The 24762-nt window shown below is 70.7% G+C and carries 26 protein-coding genes; 9 read left to right on the forward strand and 17 right to left on the reverse strand.

Annotation, left to right across the window (positions count from 1 at the left end; translation table 11 throughout):
- The first annotated feature begins 168 nt into the window (after positions 1-168).
- The 5 genes from AMK10_RS34890 (at position 169) to AMK10_RS34910 (ending at position 3337) form a co-directional block, all read left to right on the forward strand.
- Positions 169-954, forward strand: coding sequence for a helix-turn-helix domain-containing protein (locus AMK10_RS34890; RefSeq protein ID WP_241839770.1), 786 nt, complete (start codon positions 169-171; stop codon positions 952-954).
- Positions 951-1193 (forward strand): DUF397 domain-containing protein, encoded by a 243-nt coding sequence (locus AMK10_RS34895; protein ID WP_073753486.1) that lies wholly within the window; start codon positions 951-953, stop codon positions 1191-1193. Before AMK10_RS34890 ends, AMK10_RS34895 begins: the two co-directional genes overlap by 4 nt.
- A gap of 73 nt (positions 1194-1266) precedes the next feature.
- The gene (locus tag AMK10_RS34900; RefSeq protein ID WP_073753489.1) at positions 1267-1617 is read left to right on the forward strand and encodes a hypothetical protein; all 351 of its coding nucleotides are present in this window, start codon (positions 1267-1269) and stop codon (positions 1615-1617) included.
- Positions 1618-1673: 56 nt separating this feature from the next.
- Positions 1674-2429 carry a DUF4253 domain-containing protein gene (locus AMK10_RS34905; RefSeq protein WP_073753491.1) on the forward strand — a complete coding sequence of 252 codons (756 nt, stop codon included), beginning with the start codon at positions 1674-1676 and terminating at the stop codon, positions 2427-2429.
- 221 nt (positions 2430-2650) lie between these two features.
- Complete coding sequence (locus AMK10_RS34910; protein WP_241839771.1) at positions 2651-3337, forward strand: hypothetical protein; 687 nt, start codon at positions 2651-2653, stop codon at positions 3335-3337.
- Between the two features lie 19 nt (positions 3338-3356).
- Here the strand turns inward: AMK10_RS34910 and AMK10_RS34915 are convergent, their stop codons facing one another.
- The 4 genes from AMK10_RS34915 to hemB form a co-directional block, all read right to left on the reverse strand.
- On the reverse strand, positions 3357-4451 hold the full coding sequence (locus AMK10_RS34915) for a MarR family transcriptional regulator (protein ID WP_073753493.1): 1095 nt from the start codon (positions 4449-4451) through the stop codon (positions 3357-3359).
- A 396-nt stretch (positions 4452-4847) separates the two neighbouring features.
- The gene (locus tag AMK10_RS34920) at positions 4848-5282 is read right to left on the reverse strand and encodes a hypothetical protein (protein WP_073753495.1); all 435 of its coding nucleotides are present in this window, start codon (positions 5280-5282) and stop codon (positions 4848-4850) included.
- Between the two features lie 9 nt (positions 5283-5291).
- Positions 5292-6608: a hypothetical protein gene (locus tag AMK10_RS34925; RefSeq protein ID WP_073753497.1), complete on the reverse strand. Its 1317-nt coding sequence runs from the start codon at positions 6606-6608 to the stop codon at positions 5292-5294.
- A 69-nt stretch (positions 6609-6677) separates the two neighbouring features.
- A complete protein-coding gene (gene hemB, locus AMK10_RS34930) occupies positions 6678-7673 on the reverse strand; it encodes a porphobilinogen synthase (RefSeq protein ID WP_073753499.1) in 996 nt (331 codons plus the stop codon).
- A gap of 130 nt (positions 7674-7803) precedes the next feature.
- Between hemB and AMK10_RS34935 the strand changes: the two genes are divergently transcribed.
- Positions 7804-8541: a class I SAM-dependent DNA methyltransferase gene (locus tag AMK10_RS34935; protein ID WP_073753501.1), complete on the forward strand. Its 738-nt coding sequence runs from the start codon at positions 7804-7806 to the stop codon at positions 8539-8541.
- A 72-nt stretch (positions 8542-8613) separates the two neighbouring features.
- Here the strand turns inward: AMK10_RS34935 and AMK10_RS34940 are convergent, their stop codons facing one another.
- From AMK10_RS34940 to AMK10_RS34960, 5 genes are all read right to left on the reverse strand, one after another.
- Positions 8614-10281 carry a uroporphyrinogen-III synthase gene (locus AMK10_RS34940; protein WP_073753503.1) on the reverse strand — a complete coding sequence of 556 codons (1668 nt, stop codon included), beginning with the start codon at positions 10279-10281 and terminating at the stop codon, positions 8614-8616.
- Entirely contained in the window at positions 10278-11264 is a 987-nt protein-coding gene (hemC, locus tag AMK10_RS34945) for a hydroxymethylbilane synthase (protein WP_073753505.1), read from the reverse strand. Before hemC ends, AMK10_RS34940 begins: the two co-directional genes overlap by 4 nt.
- Positions 11261-12748 (reverse strand): glutamyl-tRNA reductase, encoded by a 1488-nt coding sequence (locus tag AMK10_RS34950; RefSeq protein WP_073753507.1) that lies wholly within the window; start codon positions 12746-12748, stop codon positions 11261-11263. Before AMK10_RS34950 ends, hemC begins: the two co-directional genes overlap by 4 nt.
- Positions 12745-13533: a redox-sensing transcriptional repressor Rex gene (locus tag AMK10_RS34955; protein ID WP_073753509.1), complete on the reverse strand. Its 789-nt coding sequence runs from the start codon at positions 13531-13533 to the stop codon at positions 12745-12747. The genes AMK10_RS34950 and AMK10_RS34955 overlap by 4 nt, the downstream gene beginning before the upstream one ends.
- Positions 13534-13819: 286 nt before the next feature.
- Entirely contained in the window at positions 13820-14095 is a 276-nt protein-coding gene (locus AMK10_RS34960; protein ID WP_073753511.1) for a glutaredoxin family protein, read from the reverse strand.
- A 144-nt stretch (positions 14096-14239) separates the two neighbouring features.
- On the opposite strand from AMK10_RS34960, the gene AMK10_RS34965 reads away from it, so the two are divergent.
- From AMK10_RS34965 to AMK10_RS34975, 3 genes are all read left to right on the forward strand, one after another.
- On the forward strand, positions 14240-15178 hold the full coding sequence (locus AMK10_RS34965) for an HAD family hydrolase (RefSeq protein WP_073753513.1): 939 nt from the start codon (positions 14240-14242) through the stop codon (positions 15176-15178).
- Between the two features lie 386 nt (positions 15179-15564).
- Positions 15565-16350: an ECF subfamily RNA polymerase sigma factor, BldN family gene (locus AMK10_RS34970; protein WP_073753515.1), complete on the forward strand. Its 786-nt coding sequence runs from the start codon at positions 15565-15567 to the stop codon at positions 16348-16350.
- Between the two features lie 210 nt (positions 16351-16560).
- On the forward strand, positions 16561-17760 hold the full coding sequence (locus tag AMK10_RS34975; RefSeq protein ID WP_073753517.1) for a DUF5667 domain-containing protein: 1200 nt from the start codon (positions 16561-16563) through the stop codon (positions 17758-17760).
- Between the two features lie 69 nt (positions 17761-17829).
- On the opposite strand, the gene AMK10_RS34980 is transcribed toward AMK10_RS34975, so the two are convergent.
- The 8 genes from AMK10_RS34980 to AMK10_RS35015 form a co-directional block, all read right to left on the reverse strand.
- Complete coding sequence (locus AMK10_RS34980) at positions 17830-18870, reverse strand: lysophospholipid acyltransferase family protein (protein WP_073753519.1); 1041 nt, start codon at positions 18868-18870, stop codon at positions 17830-17832.
- Positions 18871-18886: 16 nt separating this feature from the next.
- On the reverse strand, positions 18887-19957 hold the full coding sequence (locus AMK10_RS34985) for an NAD-dependent epimerase/dehydratase family protein (RefSeq protein ID WP_073753572.1): 1071 nt from the start codon (positions 19955-19957) through the stop codon (positions 18887-18889).
- Between the two features lie 236 nt (positions 19958-20193).
- Entirely contained in the window at positions 20194-20292 is a 99-nt protein-coding gene (locus AMK10_RS34990; RefSeq protein ID WP_003948845.1) for a 30S ribosomal protein bS22, read from the reverse strand.
- Positions 20293-20402: 110 nt separating this feature from the next.
- Positions 20403-20615, reverse strand: a complete 213-nt coding sequence (locus tag AMK10_RS34995) for a helix-turn-helix domain-containing protein (protein WP_158070919.1) — start codon at positions 20613-20615, stop codon at positions 20403-20405.
- Between the two features lie 128 nt (positions 20616-20743).
- Positions 20744-21559, reverse strand: coding sequence for a phosphatase (locus AMK10_RS35000; protein WP_073753523.1), 816 nt, complete (start codon positions 21557-21559; stop codon positions 20744-20746).
- A gap of 97 nt (positions 21560-21656) precedes the next feature.
- A complete protein-coding gene (locus AMK10_RS35005; RefSeq protein ID WP_073753574.1) occupies positions 21657-22829 on the reverse strand; it encodes an acetoin utilization protein AcuC in 1173 nt (390 codons plus the stop codon).
- On the reverse strand, positions 22798-24009 hold the full coding sequence (locus AMK10_RS35010) for an MFS transporter (RefSeq protein WP_073753525.1): 1212 nt from the start codon (positions 24007-24009) through the stop codon (positions 22798-22800). The genes AMK10_RS35005 and AMK10_RS35010 overlap by 32 nt, the downstream gene beginning before the upstream one ends.
- Positions 24010-24051: 42 nt before the next feature.
- Positions 24052-24699, reverse strand: coding sequence for an HAD family hydrolase (locus AMK10_RS35015; RefSeq protein WP_073753527.1), 648 nt, complete (start codon positions 24697-24699; stop codon positions 24052-24054).
- Positions 24700-24762 lie beyond the last annotated feature (63 nt).

Consider the following 24762-nt stretch of genomic DNA (forward strand, 5'->3'; position numbering starts at 1 on the left):
GACGCCGTCCCGTTCACCGGACGACGGTCACTCCGCGCACATACCCTCGGGCAATGCGTCGACCCGTACAGATTTCTTGTACGGGTCGACCATGCGTGAAGCACGCACGAGGGCGGGGAGTCCGACCGTATGCACCCCAGGAAACGGCAGCGCAAGAACGCGTCCGCCATGAAGCTCGTCGGCAAGCTGGTCGGCCTGTTCCGCATCACGGCGGACCTCACCCAGGCCCAGCTCGCGGACCGCGCCTCCGTCCAGGTCGAGACGATCGCCTCCATCGAACAGGGCCGCCGCGCCCTCCTCCCCGACCTGGCCCGTCGGCTGGACCAGCTCCTGAGCACGAAGGGTGCGCTGGAGACGGCGGTGGACAACATGCCGGAGATCGATCTGATCCCGGCGTGGGCGGAGCAGTACATGGACCTGGAACGGGAGGCGCTGGCGTTGTCCTGGTTCGAGAACCAGGTACTGCCGGGGTTGCTCCAGACGGAGAGCTACGCGCGGGCGGTGTTCCGCAGCAAGGTCCCGGTGATCGGCAGGGACGAGATCGAAGCACAGGTCTTGGCTCGGACCGACCGCCAGAGCATCCTGCACCGCGCCGTGCCCCCGACCATCAGCTTCATCGTTTCTGAGGCCATCCTCCGGGACCGCCTCGGTGGTGATGAGGTACACGCGGATACACTGCGCCACCTGCGCACTTGTGCGTCTCTGCCGGGCATCACACTCCAGGTGATGCCCCTCGGCCGCCAGACTCACGCGGCGCTCGCCGGCCCGTTCATTCTGCTCGAAACACCGGACTACCAACATCTCGGCTACACGGAAACCCAGCGTGGTAGCCAACTCGTCGCTGACCCGGATGAGGTCAGCATCCTGGCGCAGAAATATGCGATGCTGCGAACGCAGGCTCTGAACATCGAGGACACGGGGTGCCTGCTGGACCGGCTGCTAGGAGAGCTATGAGCACCGCACTTGAGTGGTTCAAGTCCAGCTACAGCAGCGACGAGGGCGGGGCCTGCCTCGAAGTCGCCTACGACTGGCACAAGTCGAGCTACAGCGGCAGCGACGGCGGCGAGTGCGTCGAGGTCGCCGCCCACCCCTCCGCCGTCCACATCCGCGATTCCAAGAACCCCGAGGGCCCCACCTTCACCGTCGCCCCCACCGCATGGTCGGCCTTCGCCGCGTACGCCGCGCGCGGCTGACGACGTACCCGGGGTGGTGCCTGAGTACGAGCGCCCATGTGCCACCCCCGCCCGGCCGAGTTGACTCGTACGCATGTCGGACGACCTTCTCAACCCCCGTGTGCCCTACGCCTGGGCAGCTCCACTGATCTCCACGCTCGTCACGCTGCCCGCGTCGGGTGTCGCCCTGCTCTTCGGCGGCTTTTCCCCCATGGCGTGCGACTCCTGCAACGGCGCGCGGGCCGCCCGCTTCACCGACTCGTTCAACGCGGCCTGGGCGGTCCTGTGCACCGGCCTCGTACTGGCCCTGGTGGTCCTGGTGGCCGCCTGGGCCGTGCCCTGGCGTCAGCAGCAGACCGGGACGCGCGTGTTCCTCGCCGTGGCGGCGCCCAGCGTCGTCGGTGTCGCCTTCGTGGCCTTCATGGCTCTCGTCGACTGGCCCTGACCTGACGACCGGCCACCCCGGGGTCCCTGTCAGTGGCAGAGCCTAGGGTGACCGGCATGGCGAACCTCCCGAACCAGCTGTACAGGCTCCCGCTGCCGGCGGGCACCCTCGTGGACACCACGGCCGACGGATCGTGGCACGAACCTCTGCTCTGGTACGCCGACGAGCCCGCGCGGCCGGGCGACTGGGCCCGGCTGCGGGCCGTCGGACGCCCGCTCGGCCTGCTCCCGGTGCTGATCGACACCGGCCGGCGCGACGAAGGCCCCCAGGACTGGGATCTCCGCCCGGCCGACACGTCCTACCCCGGCGACCACGACGCCGAGGAGGTCCTCATCGAGTCCTGGGAGGCGTATGCCGACGACGAGCTGGAGGAGGCCGCCGAGTGGCCGGGGCCGGCCCCGGTCCCCGCCGCGAGCACACCGGAGACCCCGGACGAACTGGCCGCGGAGATAGCCGACATGATCACCGGTACGGCCCGGCTCGCCCTCGTGCCCGCCCGGCGCAGCGCGGACATCCCGGCGGCGATCGGCTGGTCCGGCCCTCTCAACCACGAGAACGACGTGGCCAGGCTGTGCGCGGTTCTGCGCTCCTGGGAGGACCGCTTCGAGATCAGGGTCGTGGAGCTCGGCTTCGACACCCTGAAGGTGTCCGTGGGACGGCCTCCCACCACCGAGGCCGAAGCACGCGCCCTCGCCGCCGAGCACTTCGCGTTCTGCCCGGACAACATCCAGGAGGCGCCTCCGAACGGCCTGGACGTCTACGCCGAGAAGCACCTCCTGGGCCAGGAGACGTGGTCCTTCTGGTGGGACTGACCAGGGGGCTCACCTTCCGTACCCCAGGGGCGCGTCGAACCGGACGCCTCCCTGATATCCGGATGCCCGGCAGCCAGGAGAGCGGGTAGCGTCGCAGTCTTCGGCCGGCGGAAGCCACCGGAGTCCCTGAGGTCGTGCTGACACCGATGAACCGCGAAACCACTTCCACTCACCTCCGGCTCCACCGGGCTCTGGACCGGTTGACCGTCACCTTCCGGGGAATGACCGCTCACCCCGACGAAGTTCAGTGCACCTGCCACTGGGGCAGCGAGGAAGAGCTCGCCCTGTTGAAGGTCCCGGAGGTGGAACTCGACCCGGACCTCCTGCGCCGCACCTGGGACGCCCCCGACTGGGGCGATCACGGTTCCGTGCTGCGCCGCGTCCTGCCCCAGTTCGCCAAGGCTCTGACCAGCGGCGACGTGAAACCCATGTTCGGCATGTACGAGGTCGGCACGTCGTTCGCCCGAGGCCACTGGCAGCAGTGGCCGGAGCCCCAGAGACTGGCGGTCCAGGAGTTCCTGGAAGCCTGGTGGGCCCATACCCTCGTCGACCCGGAGCCCCCGGTCCCCGCCCACGAGCTCCTCGCGCTGTGCGTCGAGGCGTCCTGCACACTCACTCCGTGGCTCGACACCTGGGAGGCGCTCGACCATCGGGTCGCCGACCGGCACCTGGCCGAAGCGGCTGCCCGCTGGGAGTACGAACTGCTGGGGGACGAGCTTCCGTGGGACGGGTGGCACACGGACGAGGACGCCCTGCGCGTCGAGCTCGCCGCCTGGCTGGTCCGACACGCTCCCGCGCGGCTCCGCGCCCAGGAAGCTCCCGAGGAACTGCTGCACCGGATACGGCTCATCGGGCTCACCGGTCCTGCCCGCTGGGAGGACCCGCACTGGCCCGACCGCGTCTACTGATACCGGCACCGGCACCGGCTCAGGGCATTTTGAGCAGGTCGCGAAGTCCGGCGACGTACGTACGGACATCTCGCTCGGCGGGCAGGCCCTCGATGGCCGGTGCCGCCTCGCATCCCGGCCGGCGGCAGGAGCGGCAGAGTCCGTCGGTGAGGGCTCCGGGGCGTCCTGGGGCACCGCACTCCGTGCACTCCATCATCGCCCGGGGCACGGGAGCGCCGGACGCGGGAGGTTCCGGGGCGGCGGGCACCCGCGGCGGGAGCTTGCCGGTGAGACGGCAGCGGACGAAGCCGACCGGCGAGTCGACCTGCGGGGGAAGCCCGGCGGCCAGGGCGTGCTTCAGGTACTCGGCGTCCACGCCACGTGCGAACCACTCGACGGCCAGCGGCTCCAGGACCGCGCAGTCGGCGGCCGAGAGCGCCAGCCGGGCGTCCACGCGCCCCAGTTGGGCCAGTGCGGCGTACGCGGGCGAGGGGCCCTCCGACGCGGGAGGAGCGGGCTTGTGTGGCGGCTGCTCCGGCGAGTGCGGGGCAGGCACCAGGGTCCGCTGTCCCGGCACAGGCGGGACGGGTGCATGCTGCGGCGCGGGCGGGACGGGTGCCTGCTGCGGCGCGAGCGGGGCGGGTGCCTCCGCACGCTCCTGCGTCCGCTGCTGCGGAACCGCAGGGGCCAACGACCTGTCGTCCACGGGCTCGACGGCCGTCGCCCGTTCCTGCTGGGTGCCGACGAGGGCCGCCCACCACTCGTTGTCCCGCGCGGTCCGGGACCAGAACGTGCGGAAGACCCAGCGCACTTGGCCCCCCTCACCCCCGACCAGGCACCGCACGCGGCGCAGATACCCGGCGATCGAGAGGGCCTTCAGCGCCGAGGCCACGGCCTGCTGCCCGTAGAGCGGAAGTTGTTTGGCCAGCCCCTTGACGTCCATGGCGGCACCCTCGGGCAGGTGATCGATGAACCCGGCGATACTGCGCTCCCGCAACGGCAGCAGTCCGAAGTCGTCCGCGCATCGCGGCTGTTGGTCCGGGGCGGAACGCTTGCCGTAACCAGGATGGGCCATCGGGTACGGACGCGAGGAGGCAGGGGCGCGCAGGGCGGGACTAGGCTGCTCGGTAGCCACGGGATCGCTCTTCTCGATCTTGGGGTGAGACCCCGGCCTGGTGTTGTCAGCACCGCGTCGGGGTCGTTCGTTTCCGGCACCGTAAGCAGTCGCGACTCTCCGCCGCAACTCGCTCACAATTAGTCATACTTGCTGCTCGTGACGGGTCCGGGAGGTCAGGGAGGTTCTCCCCACCGTCTTTTTCCCTACCGGATGTAAGAAGGCGCTCGGCTCTCGGAGCCCGCATCCCGGCCCTCGAATCCCGAAACCCGAGCTTCGAGCCCGGAGAGCCGTCAGCATCCCTCGAACGAGTGAGACGACCGGTCCGGCGCTCGAACCCCGGCCCTCGAACCCCGGCCCTCGGATCCCGAAGCTCTGGCCCCGAGCCACGGGCCCGATGCCGGCGCCCCGCAGGCCTCACTCCGGCGCCGGCACCCTGGCGACCACGAAGCCCTCACCGTCCTGAAACTCGATCAGCACCCCCTGATCCACGAGGAAGACCCAGCACTCGGGACAGTCCAGGAGGGGGGCGGCGTACTCGCCGACCAGGGCGAGGTCCACGGCGACCGACGGCACGCACAGATTGCCCGGGAACACGATGCCCAGACCGCCCCCGCCGTACTCGCCCACCAGCCTGCACAGCTCGGCGGCGTCGAAGCCGCAGGTCCGTTCCAGGACTTCGGCCCCGCTCCAGTCCAACCGGGTCGACCCGACCGAGCCGAAGCGATTCAGGCTCAGCGCGGCGAACGCCCTGTCCTCCCGGTACGACAGCACCATCGCCGAAGGCGCGGCGGCGTACAGCAATGCCTCGACGGCCTCGCGCTGCGTCCCGTAGCTGTCGATCGCGCCCACACCCGCCCCTCAGACGAACCGCGAACTGCTCACCGGCCCGGCCGAGTGCAGCCCCGCCCGGTAGCCCCGCAGCCAGGTGCCGCGCACCCCCGCGACGAAGGCGGCCAGCACCTCGTCGGAGTCGGACGGTGTGGCCCCGTCCCCCTCCTCCGGCTTCGGGTCCGCCGCCACGATCTCGGCGGCGATCTCCGCCTCCGGCCGGGTGTCCGGCTCCCCGAACCCCATCTCTCCGTCCTCACCCGGCGTCAGGCGCTCACCCCACGGGGCAACGACCGACTGGTACAGGAAGGTGACGCTGTCGGCGGCGACGGCCGGCGGGTCGGTCCAGCAGCTCGCGTGCTCATGCAGGACCTGTCCCGGAACCCTTTCGCAGAGCTGCGCGACGACCTCGCCTCCCCCGTCCGCCCGCGCCGTCTCGTCGAGGTCGTGGGCGATGACGACGGTGTCCTCCCGGCCCGCTTCGAAGGGGACCGCGGGAAGACCCAGCACCTCCGCGGCGGCCAGCCCCAGGATCCGGCTCCCCCGGTCCGGCAGCAGCGACACCGAACGCGGGCGGACCTCCGCGGCGGCGAGCACCGCCCGCAGCCGGAGCAACCCGCGGTGACACAGTTCATGGCTGTCCTGCGTCCAGGCGTAGCGCCCCGTCATTCCTGCGTCGAAGCCGAACGGCGACAGGGTCCCCAGCACCGTGCCGCCCATGACGTACTGCCAGCCACGCAGATCCGACCCGTCGAGCGGACTCACCACCTCGGCACCCGCCGCGCGCTCCAGCATCAGGTTCTGCCGGTCCCGCGCCCCCAGCCACAGATCCTCGTCCGGGGCACCCAGACGCCCGTGGTGCAGACGGGCCGGACCGAGGTCCCCCGCCAGCAGGGAGTTGAAGACCAGGAGATAGCGGTCCGGCCAGTCGGCCAGCCCGTCCTCGTGGGCGAGCAGCACATCGGCCGCCTCCCGGTGGCGCCCTTCGCGCTCGTACGCGGAGACCAGCTCACGCAGGAGTCCCGCCGAGCCCGGCGCCAGCCTCAACGCCTCGCGCAGCGCGGGTATCGCCAGATACGGCACCCCGCGCTCCACACAGGCGTACCCGTAGTCGTAGAGCGACTTCACCCGGTCGGGTTGCTTGGCCAGCGCCCCGGCGGCCTCGGCGAGGTCGCCGAAGCCCGCGGCCTCCGCCGCGCGCCCCACGACCGACGCGACCTGCTCCAGAGGCGCCGACGGCACCTGCCGCAACGCTCTGAGCGCCCCGGGGACATCACCCCCGTCGAGGCACTCCCAGGCGGCGGCCAGCTCGGGGGACGTGGGACGGTGATTCCTGCGTGCGAACATGAGCGGGATCCTGTCCTCCTACCCGCCCCGCGCACAACCGAATTGGCCGGAGCCGGAGACGCTCTGCTCTCAACGCCCCAGCCGCTGCGCGACCTCCGTCGCCCAGTACGTCAGGATCATCCGCGCACCCGCGCGCCGGATGCCCGTCAGGCTCTCCAGGATCGCCGCGTCCCGGTCGATCCAGCCCTTCTCGGAGGCGGCCTCGATCATCGCGTACTCACCGCTGATCTGGTACGCCGCGACCGGCACGTCCACCGCGTCGGCGACCTTGGCGAGGACGTCGAGGTAGGGGCCGGCCGGCTTGACCATGACCATGTCGGCGCCCTCCTCCAGGTCCAGCGCCAGCTCCCGCATCGACTCGCGCAGGTTCGCCGGGTCCTGCTGGTACGTCTTGCGGTCGCCCTTCAGGGAAGAGCCGACCGCCTCGCGGAAGGGGCCGTAGAAGGCCGAGGAGTACTTCGCGGTGTAGGCGAGGATCGACACGTCCTCGTACCCCGTCTGGTCCAGCGCGTCGCGGATCACCCCGACCTGGCCGTCCATCATCCCGCTCGGGCCCACCACGTGCGCGCCCGCGTCGGCCTGCACCTGCGCCATCTCCGCGTACCGCTCCAGCGTCGCGTCGTTGTCGACACGGCCGTCCTCGGTCAGCACCCCGCAGTGGCCGTGGTCGGTGAACTCGTCCAGACAGAGGTCGGACATGATCACCAGGTCGTCCCCGACCTCTTCCCGCACCGCGCGCAGGGCGACCTGGAGGATGCCGTCCGGGTCGGTCCCCGCCGTGCCCCGGCCGTCCTTCTTCTCCTCCAGCGGGACGCCGAAGAGCATGATCCCCGAGACACCCGCCGCGACCGCGTCCACGGCGGCCTTCCGCAGCGTGTCCAGGGTGTGCTGCTGGACGCCGGGCATGGCCGAGATGGCGACCGGGGCGTCGATGCCCTCGCGTACGAACGCGGGCAGGATCAGATTCGCCGGGTCGAGCCGGGTCTCGGCGACCATGCGCCGCATGACGGGGGTCGTCCGCAGCCGGCGGGGCCGCGAGCCGGGGAAGTTTCCGTAATCGGTCATCCTTCGAGACTAGACCCGCACACATCGCCGATTTACCGACAGTCCACCCGGAAAAAACGGGACCGGAAGCCATCCGGGGGCGAAGAAATCCGTCGACAGCCCCCCGGCCTGTCCGGCAGAGTGCCCGTCCGTGACGAGCAGCGACCTGTGGGACCACGAGACCGCCGAACGCTACGACGCCGGGGAGGCCCCGAGATCCACCGCCGCCTTCCTCCGGCCCACCCTCGACCTCCTCGCCGGACTCGCCGGCGACGGCCCAGCCCTGGAGTTCGCCATCGGGACCGGCCGCGTCGGCATCCCGCTCCGCGAACGCGGCGTACCCGTGACCGGCATCGAGTACTCCGAGCCCATGGCCGCCGTACTCCGCCGCAAGATCGACGAGGACCGGCTCCCGGTCCACATCGGGGACATGGCCACCACCAAGGTCCCCGGCACGTTCTCCCTGGTCTACGTCGTCTACAACACCATCGGAAACCTGCTCACCCAGGACGAGCAGGTCGAGTGCTTCCGCAACGCCGCACACCACCTGGAGCCCGGCGGCCGGTTCGTCGTCGAGCTCGGTGTGCCGCCGCTGCGGCTCCTGCCCCCGACCCAGATCGCCGTGCCGTTCGACGTCTCCGAGCAGCATCTCGGTTTCGACACCTTCGACCTGGCCGAGCAGCTCCTCGTCTCGCACCACTTCTTCCGCGAGGAGGACGGCCGCTACCGCAGGGGCGCCTCCCGGCAGCGGTACGCCTGGCCGGCCGAGCTCGACCTCATGGCGCGCATCGCGGGACTCCAGCTGGAGCGCCGGGTCGCCGACTGGGAGGGCACCCCGTTCACCCAGGACTCCGACGGACACGTCTCCGTCTGGCGCAAACCGCTCTGAGACCGGGAACCCACGCATGAGGGGCCGGTCGCTCCCCTCGGGAAGCGACCGGCCCCTCGCCCGTACCTACGCTCAGGTGGTCGTCCGGCGACGCCGCGCGCCGGGGCGCCGCTCGCTCGGACGGGTCACCGGGTCGCCGGCCTCCTTGGCCGCGTCCCGGCGCTGCGCGCCGAAGTCCGCCAGCGCCTGGGCCAGCTTGTGGACCGAAGGCTCCGGCGACAGGACGTCGACCCGCAGGCCGTGCTCCTCGGCGGTCTTCGCCGTCGCCGGGCCGATGCACGCGATGACCGTCACGTTGTGCGGCTTGCCCGCGATACCGACCAGGTTGCGGACGGTCGAGGACGAGGTGAAGAGCACCGCGTCGAAGCCACCGCCCTTGATCGCCTCACGGGTGTCCGCCGGCGGCGGCGACGCGCGGACCGTGCGGTACGCGGTCACGTCGTCGACCTCCCAGCCCAGCTCGATGAGCCCGGCCACCAGGGTCTCCGTGGCGATGTCCGCCCGCGGCAGGAACACCCGGTCGATCGGGTCGAAGACCGGGTCGTACGGCGGCCAGTCCTCCAGCAGACCGGCGGCCGACTGCTCGCCCGACGGCACCAGGTCCGGCTTCACACCGAAGTCGACGAGCGCGGCGGCGGTCTGCTCACCGACGGCCGCGACCTTGATCCCGGCGAAGGCACGGGCGTCGAGCCCGTACTCCTCGAACTTCTCCCGTACGGCCTTCACCGCGTTCACCGAGGTGAAGGCGATCCACTCGTACCGGCCGGTGACCAGGCCCTTGACCGCCCGCTCCATCTGCTGGGGCGTACGCGGCGGCTCGACGGCGATCGTCGGGACCTCGTGCGGCACGGCACCGTAGGAACGCAGTTGGTCGGAGAGCGACGCCGCCTGCTCCTTCGTGCGCGGCACGAGCACCTTCCAGCCGAACAGCGGCTTGGACTCGAACCACGCGAGCTGGTCGCGCTGGGCGGCGGAGCTGCGCTCCCCGACCACGGCTATGACGGGCAGGTGCCCCTCCGGCGAGGGAAGGACCTTGGCCTGCTTGAGGACCTGGGCGATGGTGCCCAGCGTCGCCGTCCAGGTGCGCTGGCGGGTCGTCGTCCCCGCGATCGTGACGGTGAGCGGGGTGTCGGGCTTGCGGCCCGCGGAGACCAGCTCACCGGCGGCCGCGGCCACCGAGTCCAGCGACGTCGACACGACCGCGGTCGCGTCGCTCGCGCCGACCTCGGACCAGCAGCGGTCCGAGGCGGTACGCGCGTCGACGAAGCGCACATCGGCACCCTGCGCGTCACGCAGCGGCACACCGGCGTACGCGGGCACGCCCACGGCGTTCGCGATACCGGGCACGACCTCGAAAGGCACACCCGCGGCAGCGCAGGCCAGCATCTCGGCACCCGTGTTCCCGTCCATGCCCGGGTCACCGGTGACGGCACGGACGACCCGCCTGCCGCCCTTCGCTGCCTCCATGACAAGATTGGCGGCATCCCTGAGAACGGGTACTCCGGCGGGTGTTGACGACATGTCAACAACCGTCAGCTCAGGCGTGCTTACCCCTGCCCGCGCATGGCAGCGGACGACGTCGAGAACCTCGGGTTCGGCGACAAGGACGTCCGCGCTCGCAAGCGCCTCGACGGCGCGCAGTGTCAGCAGCCCCGGGTCGCCGGGACCGGCGCCGAGGAAGGTGACATGCCCTGAGGACAGGACAGGGAAGTCGGATACGACAGGGCCGGTGGGGCTCAAAGTGCTCGCTCCCCCATAAGACCGGCCGCACCCTTGGCAAGCATCTCGGTCGCGAGCTCGCGACCGAGGGCCGCCGCGTCGTCGTGCGACGTGGGGACGGGACCGGTGATGGACAGCTGCACCAGGGAAGTGCCGTCGGTTGAACCGACGACACCGCGCAGGCGCAGTTCGTTGACAACCTGCCCGTCGGCCAGGAGATCGGCCAGCGCACCCACAGGTGCGGAACAGCCGGCCTCCAGGGCGTTGAGCAGGGCGCGCTCGGCGGTCACGGCGACCCGGGTGTACGGGTCGTCGAGCTCGGCGAGAGCTGCGGCGAGGTCCGTGCTGCTTTCAGCACATTCGATCGCCAGTGCTCCCTGGCCGGGAGCGGGCAGGACGGTGTCGACCGGCAGGAAGCCGGTGACCTCGTCCGTGCGTCCGAGGCGGCTGAGCCCGGCGGCGGCGAGTACCACCGCGTCCAGCTCCCCGCTTCGTACGAATCCGATGCGCGTATCGACGTTCCCGCGGATCGCGACGGTCTCTATCTCCAGACCGTGCGAGCGGGCGTACGCGTTGAGCTGCGCCATGCGGCGCGGCGAACCGGTACCGATGCGGGCGCCGGGCGGCAGCTCCTCGAAGCTCAGCCCGTCCCGGGCGACCAGCGCGTCACGCGGGTCCTCGCGCTCCGGCACGGCGGCCAGGACGAGACCCTCGGGCTGCGTGGTCGGCAGGTCCTTGAGCGAGTGGACGGCGAAGTCCACCTCACCGCTCAGCAGCGCCTCGCGCAGGGTCGCGACGAACACACCGGTCCCGCCGATCTGCGCCAGGTGCTCCCGGGAGATGTCGCCGTACGTGGTGATCTCGACGAGCTCGACGGCACGCCCGGTCACCTCACGGACCGCATCAGCGACCATGCCGGACTGCGCCATGGCGAGCTTGCTGCGCCGGGTGCCCAGCCGCAGGGGTGGTTTGGTCTCCCCGCCCAGGGGTGAGTTGTCGGTCATGACCGCCCTCTATTCGGGTCGTTCAGGTCTGCCCGTGAGACGGCGGCCACCGTCTGCGGGTCGAGGTCGAAGAGTTCCCGCAGCGCATCGGCGTACCCGGCGCCGCCGGGCTCGCTCGCGAGCTGCTTGACCCGCACGGTGGGCGCGTGCAGGAGCTTGTCGACGACGCGGCGCACGGTCTGCGTGATCTCGGCGCGCTGCTTCTCGTCCAGGTCGGGGAGTCGTCCGTCGAGCCGCGCGATCTCCGCGGCCACCACATCGGCGGCCATGGTGCGCAGGGCGACGACGGTCGGGGTGATGTGGGCGGCGCGCTGGGCGGCACCGAAGGCGGCGACCTCGTCGGCGACGATGGTGCGCACCTGGTCCACATCGGCGGCCATCGGGGCGTCCGCGGACGCCTCGGCGAGCGACTCGATGTCGACGAGGCGCACACCGGCGATGCGGTGGGCCGCTCCGTCGATGTCGCGCGGCATCGCGAGGTCGAGCAGGTGCAGCCGGACGGGACCGGTACCGGCGGGGTACGCGGACACCCGGCGCACGGCCCGGTCCTGCGCGGCGGCGGAACCGTTCTCCACCCACGCGGCGTGCTGGTCCAGCTCGTCGGGCACCGCCGCGGCGGGGGCCTCGGGGGCCTGCGCGGCACTCTCGTACGCGACACCGAGCGCGCCGGCGACGGCCTCGGCGGTCAGGACGAGCCCCGTCGCCCCGGTACAGGAAACCACCACGTCGGCACGTGTCAGTTCGTCCGCGACCCCGTCCATCGCGACGGCGCGGGCCGTCGGCACCCCGGCCTGGCCGAGGATCTCGACGAGCCGGTCGGCACGGGCGCGGGTCCGGTTGGCGACGACGATCTCCTCGACGCCGGCCCGGGCCAGGGTGGCGGCGGCGAGCGAGGACATCGAGCCCGCCCCTATCACCAGGGCGCGCTTGCCGGCGGCCCACTCGGTGACCTCGGCGCCGTCGGCCAGCTGCTCCAGGCCGAAGGTGACGAGCGACTGCCCGGCCCGGTCGATCCCGGTCTCGCTGTGGGCGCGCTTGCCGACCCGCAGAGCCTGCTGGAAGAGGTCGTTCAGGAGGCGGCCCGCGGTGTGGAGCTCCTGCCCCCGTGCGAGCGCGTCCTTGATCTGGCCGAGGATCTGGCCCTCGCCCACCACCATCGAGTCCAGCCCGCACGCCACCGAGAAGAGGTGGTGGACGGCGCGGTCCTCGTAGTGCACATAGAGATAGGGAGTGAGCTCGTCCAGACCGACGCCGCTGTGCTGCGCGAGAAGCGTGGACAGCTCGGCGACACCCGCGTGGAACTTGTCCACGTCCGCGTACAGCTCGATGCGGTTGCAGGTGGCCAGGACGGCGGCCTCGGTCGCGGGCTCCGCGGCGAGGGTGTCCTGAAGCAGTTTGATCTGGGAATCGACAGCCAGCGACGCCCGCTCCAGCACGGAGACGGGGGCGCTGCGGTGACTCAGTCCTACGACCAGGAGACTCATGCCGGCATCACGGCGGGCATGTCCCCGTCAGGTCCCTTCCGGCCGGTGGGCGTGGCGCGCATCGGCGGCGCCTCGTCCGCGTCGGCGTCGTCATCGGACGCCCTGCCGTCGGCAGCGGCCTCCTCGCCGGCCTTGCGCTGCTCGTGGAAGGCGAGGATCTGCAGCTCGATCGAGAGGTCGACCTTGCGCACGTCCACGCCCTCGGGCACGGAGAGCACCGTCGGCGCGAAGTTCAGGATGGAGGTCACCCCGGCGGCCACGAGCCGGTCGCAGACCTGCTGGGCCGCGCCGGGCGGGGTGGTGATGACACCGATGGACACACCGTTGTCGCTGATGATCCGGTCCAGGTCATCGGTGTGCTGGACGGCGATCCCGGCCACGGGCGTACCCGCCATGGCGGGGTCGGCGTCGATGAGGGCGGCGACCCGGAAGCCCCTGGAGGCGAACCCGCCGTAATTGGCGAGCGCGGCGCCGAGGTTACCGATACCGACGATCGCCACGGGCCAGTCCTGGGTGAGCCCGAGCTCACGGGAGATCTGGTAGACGAGATACTCGACGTCGTACCCGACACCACGCGTGCCGTAGGACCCCAGGTAGCTGAAGTCCTTGCGCAGCTTCGCGGAGTTGACCCCCGCCGCCGCGGCGAGTTCCTCGGAGGAGACCGTGGGAACCGAGCGCTCGGAGAGCGCCGTCAGTGCGCGGAGATACAGCGGAAGCCGGGCGACGGTGGCCTCGGGAATTCCTCGGCTACGGGTCGCCGGTCGGTGAGTTCGGCCAGTTGCCACGGTGCTCCTGCGGGATGAGCGGGGCTGCAGGCGGCCGTATGTCCTATGACCGCCCCGTCGACAGCAGGCTATGTCTTTGTGAACGCGTGCACAAAGATAGTGTCCGTTTTGTCTGGTCAAAGTGACCGGGGTCACGCATATTCCCAGCGTGGTCCCGGAACCAGGGACGACATCAGCCCGTTGCAGGCCCGAAGGGGGCAAGACGGTACACACTCCTCATGTCCACGCCCCCCGAGACCACTCAAAACGCCCACGATGTTAACCGGGTTTCGCCAAGGAGTCCCCCTTACGTTCCCAGCGCCGTGCGCAGCCTCGCCGGGTCGACCCGCCAGAAGGTGTGCTGTTCGCCGTCGATCAGGACCACCGGGATCTGCTCCCAGTACTCCTTGTACAAGGCCTCGTCCCGCGTGATGTCCTTCTCCACCCAGGACGCCCCGGTCTCCTCGCACACCTCGCTCACCACCAGCCGGGCGTCGTCGCACAGGTGGCACCCGGGCTTCCCGACGAGGGTCACCACCCGGTCCGCGGGCTTCTTCTTCGTACGACGCAGCAGAGCACTCATACCTTCATTCTGCGCCCCCGCGAGCTCCCGCAGAGGCCCTGCGAGTGCGCGGAATCACCCGTTTAACACCCCGGCCCCGGAGAGTTCACACCGCCGCATCCCGCCGGGTCGGGAACTGCGGAACAGAATGGCTATGCTCACGACATGGCCGCTCTTGGATGGCTCACACCCCGCAGGCGCCCCGCCACGGCACGCAGCGTGCTCGCAGGCGAGGCCGCAGCCGAGGCAGCGCGGAAGTCGGCGCTCACCGCCGAGGCCGAGGAGCCGACGGCCGCCGAGGAGGAGCGGGAACCCGCGTTCCCCGTCGCCGGGGACGAGCGGGCCGCCGCCTTCTTCGACCTGGACAACACCGTCATGCAGGGCGCCGCGATCTTCCACTTCGGCCGCGGCCTCTACAAGCGGAAGTTCTTCCAGCGCCGCGAGCTGACCCGGTTCGCCTGGCAGCAGGCCTGGTTCAGGCTGGCCGGGGTCGAGGACCCCGAGCACATGCAGGACGCCCGCGACAGCGCCCTGTCCATCGTCAAGGGCCACCGCGTCTCCGAGCTGATGTCCATCGGCGAGGAGATCTACGACGAGTACATGGCCGACCGCATCTGGCCCGGCACCCGCGCCCTCGCCCAGGCCCACCTCGACGCGGGCCAGAGGGTCTGGCTGGTCACCGCCGCCCCGGTGGAGACCGCCACGATCATCGCCCGCCGCCTCGGCCTCACCGGCGCCCTGGGCACGGTCGCCGAATCGGTGGACGGCGTCTACACCGGCCGGCTGGTCGGCGAACCCCTCCACGGCCCGGCGAAGGCCGAGGCGGTGCGCGCACTGGCGGCGGCCGAGGGCCTGGAGCTGGAGCGCTGCGCGGCGTACAGCGACTCGCACAACGACATCCCGATGCTCTCCCTGGTCGGCCACCCGTACGCGATCAACCCGGACACCAAGCTGCGCAAGCACGCCCGCGCCCTCGACTGGCGGCTGCGCGACTACCGCACCGGCCGCAAGGCGGCCAAGGTCGGCATCCCGGCCGCGGCAGGCGTCGGTGCCCTGGCCGGCGGGACGGCCGCCGCCGTCGCGCTCCACCGCCGCCGCCGCTGACCCCCACCCCCCTCCCCCGTCTTCGCTGCCCGGACGCTCCCCGCGCCCGGGCAGCGGCACGCCCGGGGTCGTACGGCCAATCGGGAGCGGAACAGCGGGCACGCACACCCATCGCTCCGGCCAGTCGCGTTGCGTGCGCACGACCACAACCCGTCGCCGCCGCAGGCAGATACCGAAGCGATTCGATCAATAACCGGTCACGATGTGCTACTTGAACCGTCACTTAGAGGTTACGGAAGCGACGTAATCGATGATTTGAGCAACTGGGTGTAGCACGGCCTGTACGAAGCGTTATTCTCCTCAGACGCACAAGGAGCCCGCCACCCGCTACCACGAGTGACGGTTTTCGAACTGCACGTGATGGAAGCTCTGCCTCTGGGAGTCCCGTGTACCCACACGTCGGGGTTGACACCTCGGGCCTGGCTACGCTGCGCGCAACGGTCCTCGACCTCTTGCGCGGCTTCGTCCCCACCGCGTACGCCGTCCCCCAATTTGCCACCCCTGCACCTGCCGGTCCCTGCTACGCGCTGGCCGAACGCAGCGCTGCCGTCGGAAGACGCAGCAGCCGCGGCGCCGCGACCGCTGCGTCGTCGGCTCCCGTCCGCCGGCCGACGGCGGACAGCGACAGCGCGCGCATGATGGATCTCGTCGAGCGCGCGCAGGCCGGTGAGGCCGAGGCCTTCGGCCGCCTGTACGACCAGTACAGCGACACCGTGTACCGGTACATCTACTACCGCGTGGGAGGCAAGGCCACAGCGGAGGACCTCACCAGCGAGACGTTCCTGCGCGCACTTCGCCGCATCTCCACCTTCACCTGGCAGGGCCGCGACTTCGGCGCCTGGCTGGTCACGATCGCCCGGAACCTTGTCGCCGACCACTTCAAATCCAGTCGTTTCCGACTGGAAGTGACCACCGGCGAAATGCTCGACGCCAACGAGGTCGCGCGGAGCCCGGAGGACTCCGTCCTGGAGTCCCTCTCCAACGCCGCGCTGCTGCAAGCCGTACGCCGGCTCAACCCGCAGCAGCAGGAGTGCGTCACCCTGCGGTTCCTCCAGGGCCTCTCGGTCGCCGAGACCGCCCGCGTCATGGGAAAGAACGAGGGCGCGATCAAAACCTTGCAATACCGAGCCGTGCGAACACTCGCACGACTTCTGCCCGACGACGCCCGCTGACGTCACCATCCGTGACGTGTTCGTGACACACCGATCGGATCATCCTCAGTCCGTAACCCAACTGCCGCGCCACTCGTTGTGCCGGATGCAGGCCCCCTGTCGCCACGCCAGACCGTTTCCACTCGCTCGATCGTGTGGAAACGCCTCCGGTGGGGCAACCTTCCGAACCCTCAGGGGAGTCGACCGTCATGACGAGAGGAGGTGCCGCCAGTGATCGCAAACGTTTCGGCACACCGGCGGGCGAACGCCTTCGCCCAGGCCCTGGACGAGCAGTCCCCCCAGGGTGCGGCGGCCGCACAGCCCGAGGACCCGGCCCAACCGGCCGACCACGGAAAGCTGTTGGCCCTGGCGAACGGCCTCGGTGAGCTACCCGAGCCGGAATTCGATCCCGAGGTCAAAGTGGTGCAGCGAGCGCAGCTCCTCGCGGCCATGGAGACCATGTTCGCCGAAGGCGGTGCGTCCACGGGCCCTACGGTGCCCGAACAGCGGAGCAAGGGAGCCCACCGGGCCTCCCCCATCCGGAGGCTGCGTCCCCGCTCCCGCTGGGCGAAGGGCCTCACCGCGGGCGGGCTCACGGTCGGTGTGGCCGCGGGAGCATTCGGCGGTGTGGCCGCTGCCAGTTCCGACGCCCTGCCCGGTGACTCCCTCTACCCGCTCAAGCGCGGCATGGAGGACATCAGCCTCGGCATGGCCGACGGCGACGCCGCCAGGGGCGAGGCCTACCTCGACCAGGCGTCGACCCGCCTCGGCGAGGCCCGCAGGCTGATGGAGCGCGGCCGCGCGGGCGAGATGGACCACGAATCGATCGGCGAGGTCAGGCGCACGCTCAACGGCATGACGCACGATGCCACCGAGGGCCACCGCCTGCTCCACAGCGCCTACCAGCGCGACGGAGCCATCGGCCCCATCCAGACCCTGGACTCCTTCTCGCGCTCGCACCGCGCGACCTGGAGCAGCCTCCGCGACCGGCTGCCGGTCCAGCTCAACGACGTCGGAGAGAAGGTCAGCTCCGTCTTCGAGGCCATGGACCAGGAAGTCGCACCGCTGAAGTCCCTGCTGCCCCGCACCCCTGGCACCACCGGGGACGCCCCCGCGGAAGACTCCCGCCAGGGCGAGCCCGGATCGTCGGCCCCCGGCCGTACGGCACCTTCCGCCTCCTCGGCCCCGGAGGACAGCGCCTCCACGAGCTCCTCGCCGAAGCCCTCCGGCTCCGGCAGCAGCTCGTCCGACGGCCTGCTCGGCGGCGGCACGGGCGACGGACTGCTGGACGACCTCCCGACGGACGGCACCACCCCGTCGTCCCCGGGCGGCAGCTCCGGCTCGTCCGCGGCACCGGACGTCACCCTGCCCCCGCTGCTCCCCGGCCTGCTGCCCGGCCTGGGCATCGAGGGCGAGGACGTCGAGCCGTAAGCACGTGCGCACGACCGAGGGGGCCGTCCGATCGGGGCGGCCCCCTCGGTCACGCGGAAAGCCCCTGGGTCAGAAGAAGACCGACCGGCGCTGCACCAGCAGCTTGTACAGCGTGTGCTGGATCTGTTCCCGCACCTGGTCCGTCAGGTTGAACATCAGCATCGGGTCCTCCGCCGCCTCGGGCGGATACCCGTCCGTGGGGATCGGCTCCCCGAACTGGATGGTCCACTTCGTCGGCAGCGGCAGCGCACCCAGCGGTCCCAGCCACGGGAACGTCGGCGTGATCGGGAAGTACGGAATCCCCAGAATCCGCGCCAGCGTCTTGGAGTTGCCGATCATCGGGTAGATCTCCTCGGCACCCACGATCGAACACGGCACGATCGGCACCCCGGCCCGCAGCGCCGTCGACACGAAACCGCCCCGCCCGAAGCGCTGGAGCTTGTACCGCTCACCGAACGGCTTCCCGATGCCCTTGAAGCCCTCCGGCATCACCCCCACGACCTCGCCGGCCTGCAGGAGCCGCTCCGCGTCCTCCGAGCACGCCAGGGTGTGACCGGCCTTCCTGGCCAGCTCGTTGACCACCGGGAGCATGAAGACCAGATCCGCCGCGAGCAACCGCAGATGCCGCTCGGCCGGATGGTTGTCGTGCACCGCGACCTGGAGCATCAGCCCGTCCAGCGGCAGCGTCCCGGAGTGGTTGGCCACGATGAGCGCCCCGCCGTCCGACGGGATGTTCTCGATGCCCTTCACCTCGACACGGAAGTACTTGTCGGCGAGGGGGCGCAGCACCGACATCAGGACCTGGTCGGTCAGCTCCTCGTCGTAGCCGAACTCGTCGACCTCGTAGTCACCCGTGAGCCGCCTCCGCAGAAAGGCAAGCCCGCCCGCGACGCGCCGGTCCCAGCTGCTCCCGGGGGCGGGCCTGTCGGCCCCCGGGGCGGCCTCGGCGGCCCCCACGGGCACCTGCCCGCCCGGCAGGGCGCTCACGGGCGCCGGACCGGCGGAGGCGGGCACCTGGACCCGGCCGCCGCCCGGCAGCACACCTCTGCGCCGCCCCGCGCCGGAGCGCGAACGGTCGTCGTCGAAGGGAATGACCTTGGCGTCCGCCATCGTCGGTCGCGCTCCTCTACCTGGCGCCGTGCGTCGAATGTGTCGTACCGGCCGCTCCCCCGCCGAGCGGCAGCTCGGCCAGCCGGCCCACCGCCCTGCCCACCCGCTCCGGAGGCAGCAGCCCGGGGCCCCGGCTCCGCGCGAACTCCGCGAACGTCTCGGCGGTGGTGAACTTCGGCCGGAAACCCAGCGTTTCCCGCATCTGGACGGTCGAGACGACCCTGCCGTGGGTGAGCAGCCGGATCTGCTCCGGCGAGAAGTCCGTCATCCCGATCGTACGGAGCGCCGAGCCCACCCAGGTGACGGCCGGCAGCAGCAGCGGCACGGTCGGCCGCCCCAGCCTCCGCGAGCACTGCGAGAGCAGCAGCACCCCCTCGCCCGCGATGTTGAACGTGCCGCTGTTCAGCGTGCCCCGCCGGGGCTCACGCGAGGCGATCTCCAGTACGTCGACGACGTCGTCCTCGTGCACGAACTGGAGCCGGGGATCGTAGCCGAAGACCGTGGGCAGCACCGGCAGCGCCAGATAGTCGGCGAGCGGCGAGTCCGGCTCCGGGCCCAGGATGTTCGCGAACCGCAGCACGCACACCGCCACGTCCGGCCTGCGGCGTGCGAATCCGCGTACGTATCCCTCGACCTCCACCGCGTCCTTGGCGAAGCCACCGCTGGGCAGGGACTTGGGCGGCGTCGTCTCCGTGAAGACCGCGGGATCGCGCGGGGCGGAGCCGTAGACGTTGGTACTGGACTTCACCACGAGCCGCTGCACCGTCGGGGACTTCTGACAGGCACCGAGCAGCTGCATCGTGCCGATGACGTTGGTCTCCTTGACCGTCGTCCGGCCACCGGCGCCGCTCGCCTTCGCCGACACGTCCAGATGCACGACCGTGTCGACGGAATGCTCTGCGAGGACCCTGGTGATCGCGGACTGCCGGATGTCCGCCAGGACGAATTCGGCGTCACCCAGCTGATGCCCGGGGGCGACCGCGTCGACGGCGATCACCCGGTCCACACCGGGATCGCGCTGGATGCGCCGCACGAAGCGGCCACCGAGCTGCCGGGCCGCGCCTGTGACGAGCACGATCTTCCCCAAGATCCGCGCCTTCCGTCGTTCGATCACCGAGCGGGGTCTTCCCCTGGCCGTCACGGTAGTCGGTGGATGTTGCCCTGTGATGACCCCAGGCGGCCTTTACCGAACCGATGACGGAATACCACCGGAACGCACACACTCCCGGCCCTGGTCACGGGCCCGGAGAACGGCCCGGGAAACGCACCGAGGCCCTTCCGCCAGGACGGCGGAAGGGCCTCGGATTCACGAACTGCGTTCGCTTACTTCTTGTTGCGACGCTGAACGCGCGTGCGCTTGAGCAGCTTGCGGTGCTTCTTCTTGGCCATCCGCTTGCGCCGCTTCTTGATAACAGAGCCCACGACTACCCTCGCTTACTTCATCTTCACTGGTGCGGGGCGTCTGGGCCCACACGACCTACGTCGGCCTAGCCTACCCGCCACCGCGTGAGGGGCGTAATCCGAGGGCAACCTCAGGCTGACTCCACCCCCACGAAGGACTCACGGAGATACTCGTGAACCGCTTGCTCCGGCACCCGGAAGGACCTTCCCACCCTGATCGCCGGCAGATGACCGCTGTGCACCAGCCGGTACACGGTCATCTTCGACACCCTCATGACCGACGCGACTTCCGCCACGGTCAGAAACTTGACCTCGTTGAGAGGCCTCTCGCTGTCAGCAGCCATGACCCACCTGTACCTTCCGCACGAGACGCGCACCGGCTTCCCCTCCGGTGACTCTTCGTCGCTGTGCGCTCACTCCCCAGATTAGGGGCGGGTGATGCGAGTGGGGAAGAGGTGAGACGATCGGCCGCCTACTGTGACAGACACGCCCGATTGAGTACATACCGAGTAAGAGGGCGGTAGTAGTCGGACTGCACGGCGTCATCAAGCGGAACGGCGACGGACACCCGCCCCTCCGCCTCCCCCACGAACAGCGCCGGATCATCCGTATCCGCCAGGCCGATGGCCTCGATGCCCAGCTGACCTGCTCCGCAGACCCATCCGTGGTCCCCCACCACCAGCTCCGGCAGCACCCCCCGGCTCTCCACAACCTCCTCCAGCACCGCCCGAACCGGCAGCGGAGAGTGGGTGTGCGCGCCGGTGACACTCCCGGGGACCCGCACGCCCGGTTCGCGCACCAGCGCGACACCTTGTACGTAGTCCAGGTTGTACGTGCGTACGCCGAACCGGGTCGTTATGTCGACACATCGCCCCTGCGCGGGGGTGAGCACCGCGCACCCGGCCGCCGACAAAGCGTCTGCCAGCCCGGCGTAGAACCCGAGCAGCCGGTGCGGATGCCCCGTGCCGAACAGCACCGGAGCCCGTCTCGCCACCGCCCGCCCGAGGCACCGCGCGAACGCGTCCAGCGCCGCGAGCGTCCGTTCGGGATCGATCACATCGGGCCCCGACACATGGCCGGGATCGTCCGAGACACCGCACTTGTCGGCCATCAGCCGTAACAGCTCGGGTTCTCCCCACACCCGCTCCGGATCGAGTCCGAGCAGCACACGGGGGTCTCTCGCCGCGAACAGCCGATAACTCCGCAGACTCGTCTCCCGGGGCGTGGCCACGGGCCCGGCCAGCCGGGCCGCCAGCAGGTGAGCGCGCAGCGCTCCGGTGCTCAACACCCTCCCGATGCTCCCGCAAGCACCACGTCCGCGGGCTGGAAACCCGCAACCGCACCACCGTTGGCGTAACGGCCCCGGGAAGGCCCGTGACCCTCCCTCAGGCCAGCAGCCCCCGCAGCGGGAACGCCGAGCGCCTGGTCGCCAGCACCGCCTGGTCCAGCCGGTCCGCCGGGTCGTACCCGTCCTCCCACGACTGCCAGGACGGCGTACGCCCGTCCGTCATCCGAGCCGGCCCCAACTGGCGCGTACGGGCGTAGACCTCGTCCCTCCACGACGACGGGATCACCGACTCCGGGTCCACCGGAGCGTGCGCGGCGATCCCCACGAGATGCGTCCAGGACCGCGGCACCACATCCACCACCGCGTAACCGCCCCCGCCGAGCGCCACCCAGCGACCCTCCTCCGCATAGGCGTGGGCAAGCTCATGGCAGGCCGTCATCACCGCACGCTGCGCGTCCAGGGACACCGCGAGATGGGCCAGCGGATCCTCGAAATGCGTATCGGCACCGTGCTGCGTCACCAGCACCTGGGGCCGGAAGTCCGCCAGCAGCTCGGGCACCACCGCGTGGAACGCCCGCAGCCATCCCGCGTCCCCCGTCCCCGCCGGCAGCGCCACATTCACCGCACCGCCCTCACCAGCACCGGCACCGGTCTCCTCCGGCCACCCGGTCTGCGGGAACAGCGTGCGCGGATGCTCGTGCAGCGACACGGTCAGCACCCTGGGGTCCTCCCAGAAAGCCGCCTGCACCCCGTCCCCGTGGTGGACGTCCACATCGACGTACGCCACCCGCTCAGCGCCCAGTTCCAGCAGCCGCGCGATCGCGAGCGCCGGGTCGTTGTACACACAGAAACCCGAGGCCGCCCCGGGCATCGCGTGGTGCAGCCCACCGGTGAAGTTCACCGCGTGCGCGCTCCGCCCCCGCCACACCGCCTCCGCCGCACCCACCGAGAGCCCCGCGATGAGCGCGGACGCCTCGTGCATTCCGGCGAACGCCGGATCGTCGACGGTCCCCAGGCCGTAGGACTGGTCGGCGGCCCTGGGGTCCGCGGACGCGGCACGCACGGCGTCCAGGTAGTCCCCCCGGTGCACCAGCCGCAGCGTGGAGTCACCCGCCGGCTTCGCCGACCGGACGTCCACCGCCCCCTCCAGCCCGAACGCCCGCACCAGCCCCATCGTCAGGGCCAGTCTGACCGGGTCCATGGGATGGCCGGCCCCGAAGTCGTATCCCGTTACTGCCTCATCCCACATCAGCTGCGCGCGCCCGCTCATGCCCGCCACCGTATCGGGCGGGCTCAGCGCCGAACGACCGGGCGTACACGAGCGTCGCGAGGACCAGCACCATGGGCACGAGCATCGCCCCGCGATAGCTCCACGCGTCGCCGAGCGCCCCCACGAGCGGCGACCCGACCAGGAAACCCACGTAGTTGAAGACGTTCAGCCGGGCGACCGCCACATCGCTCGCCCCCGGGAACATCCGCCCCGCCGCGGCGAACGTCTGCGGCACGATCACACAGAGCCCGAGCCCCAGCAGCGTGAAGCCGAGCATCCCCCACCAGGCCCCCGGCGCCACCGCCACCACCGCGAACCCCAGGGCGGCCACCACACTCCCGCCCCGCACCACGGCCACCGCCCCGAACCTCCGCACCCCGAGGTCACCGACGGCACGCCCCAGCAGCGTGGTCACCATGTAGACGTTGTACGGCACGGTCGCCAGCTGCTCCGAACTGCCCAGCACGTCCTGCAGATACTTCGCGCTCCAGTTGGAGACCGTCGAGTCCCCGATATAGGCGAACGCCATCACCAGACAGAGCGGCATCAGCAGCTTGAACGGCACGGACGCGCCCTGCCCTCGGCCTCCCGGCTCGGCGCCCGGAACGCCCCCGGCGGCCTTCCCCTCCGCGTACCACCGGCTCCCGATCAAAGCCGCGGGCAGCAGCACGGCCACCGCGGGCAGATAGGACACCAGCAGCGAGAGATCCCAGTGCGCCCCGGCCCAGGCCAGCGACGCCCCCGCGATCCCGCCGAGGCTGTAGGCGGCATGGAACCCGAGCATGATGCTGCGCCCGTACGCGCGCTGGAGACTGACGCCCATCATGTTCATCGAGGCGTCGAGGGCGCCCACGGCCAGCCCGAAGACTCCCAGCGCGACAGCCGCCTGCCACAGCTCGCTGCCGGCGCCCACGGCGAGCAGGGCCAGCATCACGACGGGCTGCGCCCACCTGAGCACGACCCCGGGCCGCACCCGGGCCACCACCTTCTCGGTGGCCACACTGGCGGCCCCCGCCAGGACAGGTACGGCGGCCAGGAAGACGGGCAGCAGGCCGTCGGATATCCCGTACCGGTCCTGGATGGCGGGGATGCGCGTCACGAGCAGAGCGAACGTCACCCCTTGCACCAGGAAGCTCAGGGCGAGTGAGGCTCTGCCGTACCGCAACCGCGCATCCGTCATGGCCGCGAGCGTAGAGCTCGGATCTACCGCTGGGTAGATCGATCAGGCGAGAAGTTTGGGGAGCTGCGACATGTCGGCGAAGTGCGCGGTCACGCCGCCGAGCCGGTCCGCCGGCATCATCGACGTGAATCCGTACACGTCCATCCCGGCCGCGCGGGCCGCCTCGACGCCGAGCGGGCTGTCCTCGATCACGACACACCGCTCGGGGGCGACGCCCATCCGTTCGGCGGCGTGGAGGAACAGGTCCGGGGCGGGCTTCCCCCGCCCGACGTCCTCGGAGCTGAAGACCCACTCGTCCTCGAACCACTGGTCGAGCCCGGTGTTCCGGTGCCCTGCCGCGATCTTCTGGTGGCTTCCGGACGAGGCGACGCAGTACGCCACCCCGTCGGCGACGAGTTCGCCCAGCAGCTCCTCGACCCCGTCGACGACGGCGAGCTGTTCCGCCTGGAACGCTTCGAGGGTCCGCCTGTGCAGCTCCTCGTCGAAGTCGGCGGGCAGCTTCTGACCTGTCCGCTCCTCCACCAGGTCGTGGACGCGGTGGATGGCGGCCCCCATGTAGTCGCGGAGCGACTCCTCGTACGAGGTGGGGTGACCGAGCTCCGTGAGGTAGCCGGCCAGGATGGTGTTGGAGATCGGCTCACTGTCGACGAGCACGCCGTCGTTGTCGAAGATGACCAGTTCGTAGCGCATGGTTCGACACTAGACGCTCAGAACGCAGAAAAGCCCCGTGCCACAAGGGCACGGGGCTTTCCC

It is taken from the genome of Streptomyces sp. CB02058 (genome assembly GCF_001905505.1).
In the GTDB taxonomy this organism is placed as follows: Bacteria; Actinomycetota; Actinomycetes; order Streptomycetales; family Streptomycetaceae; genus Streptomyces.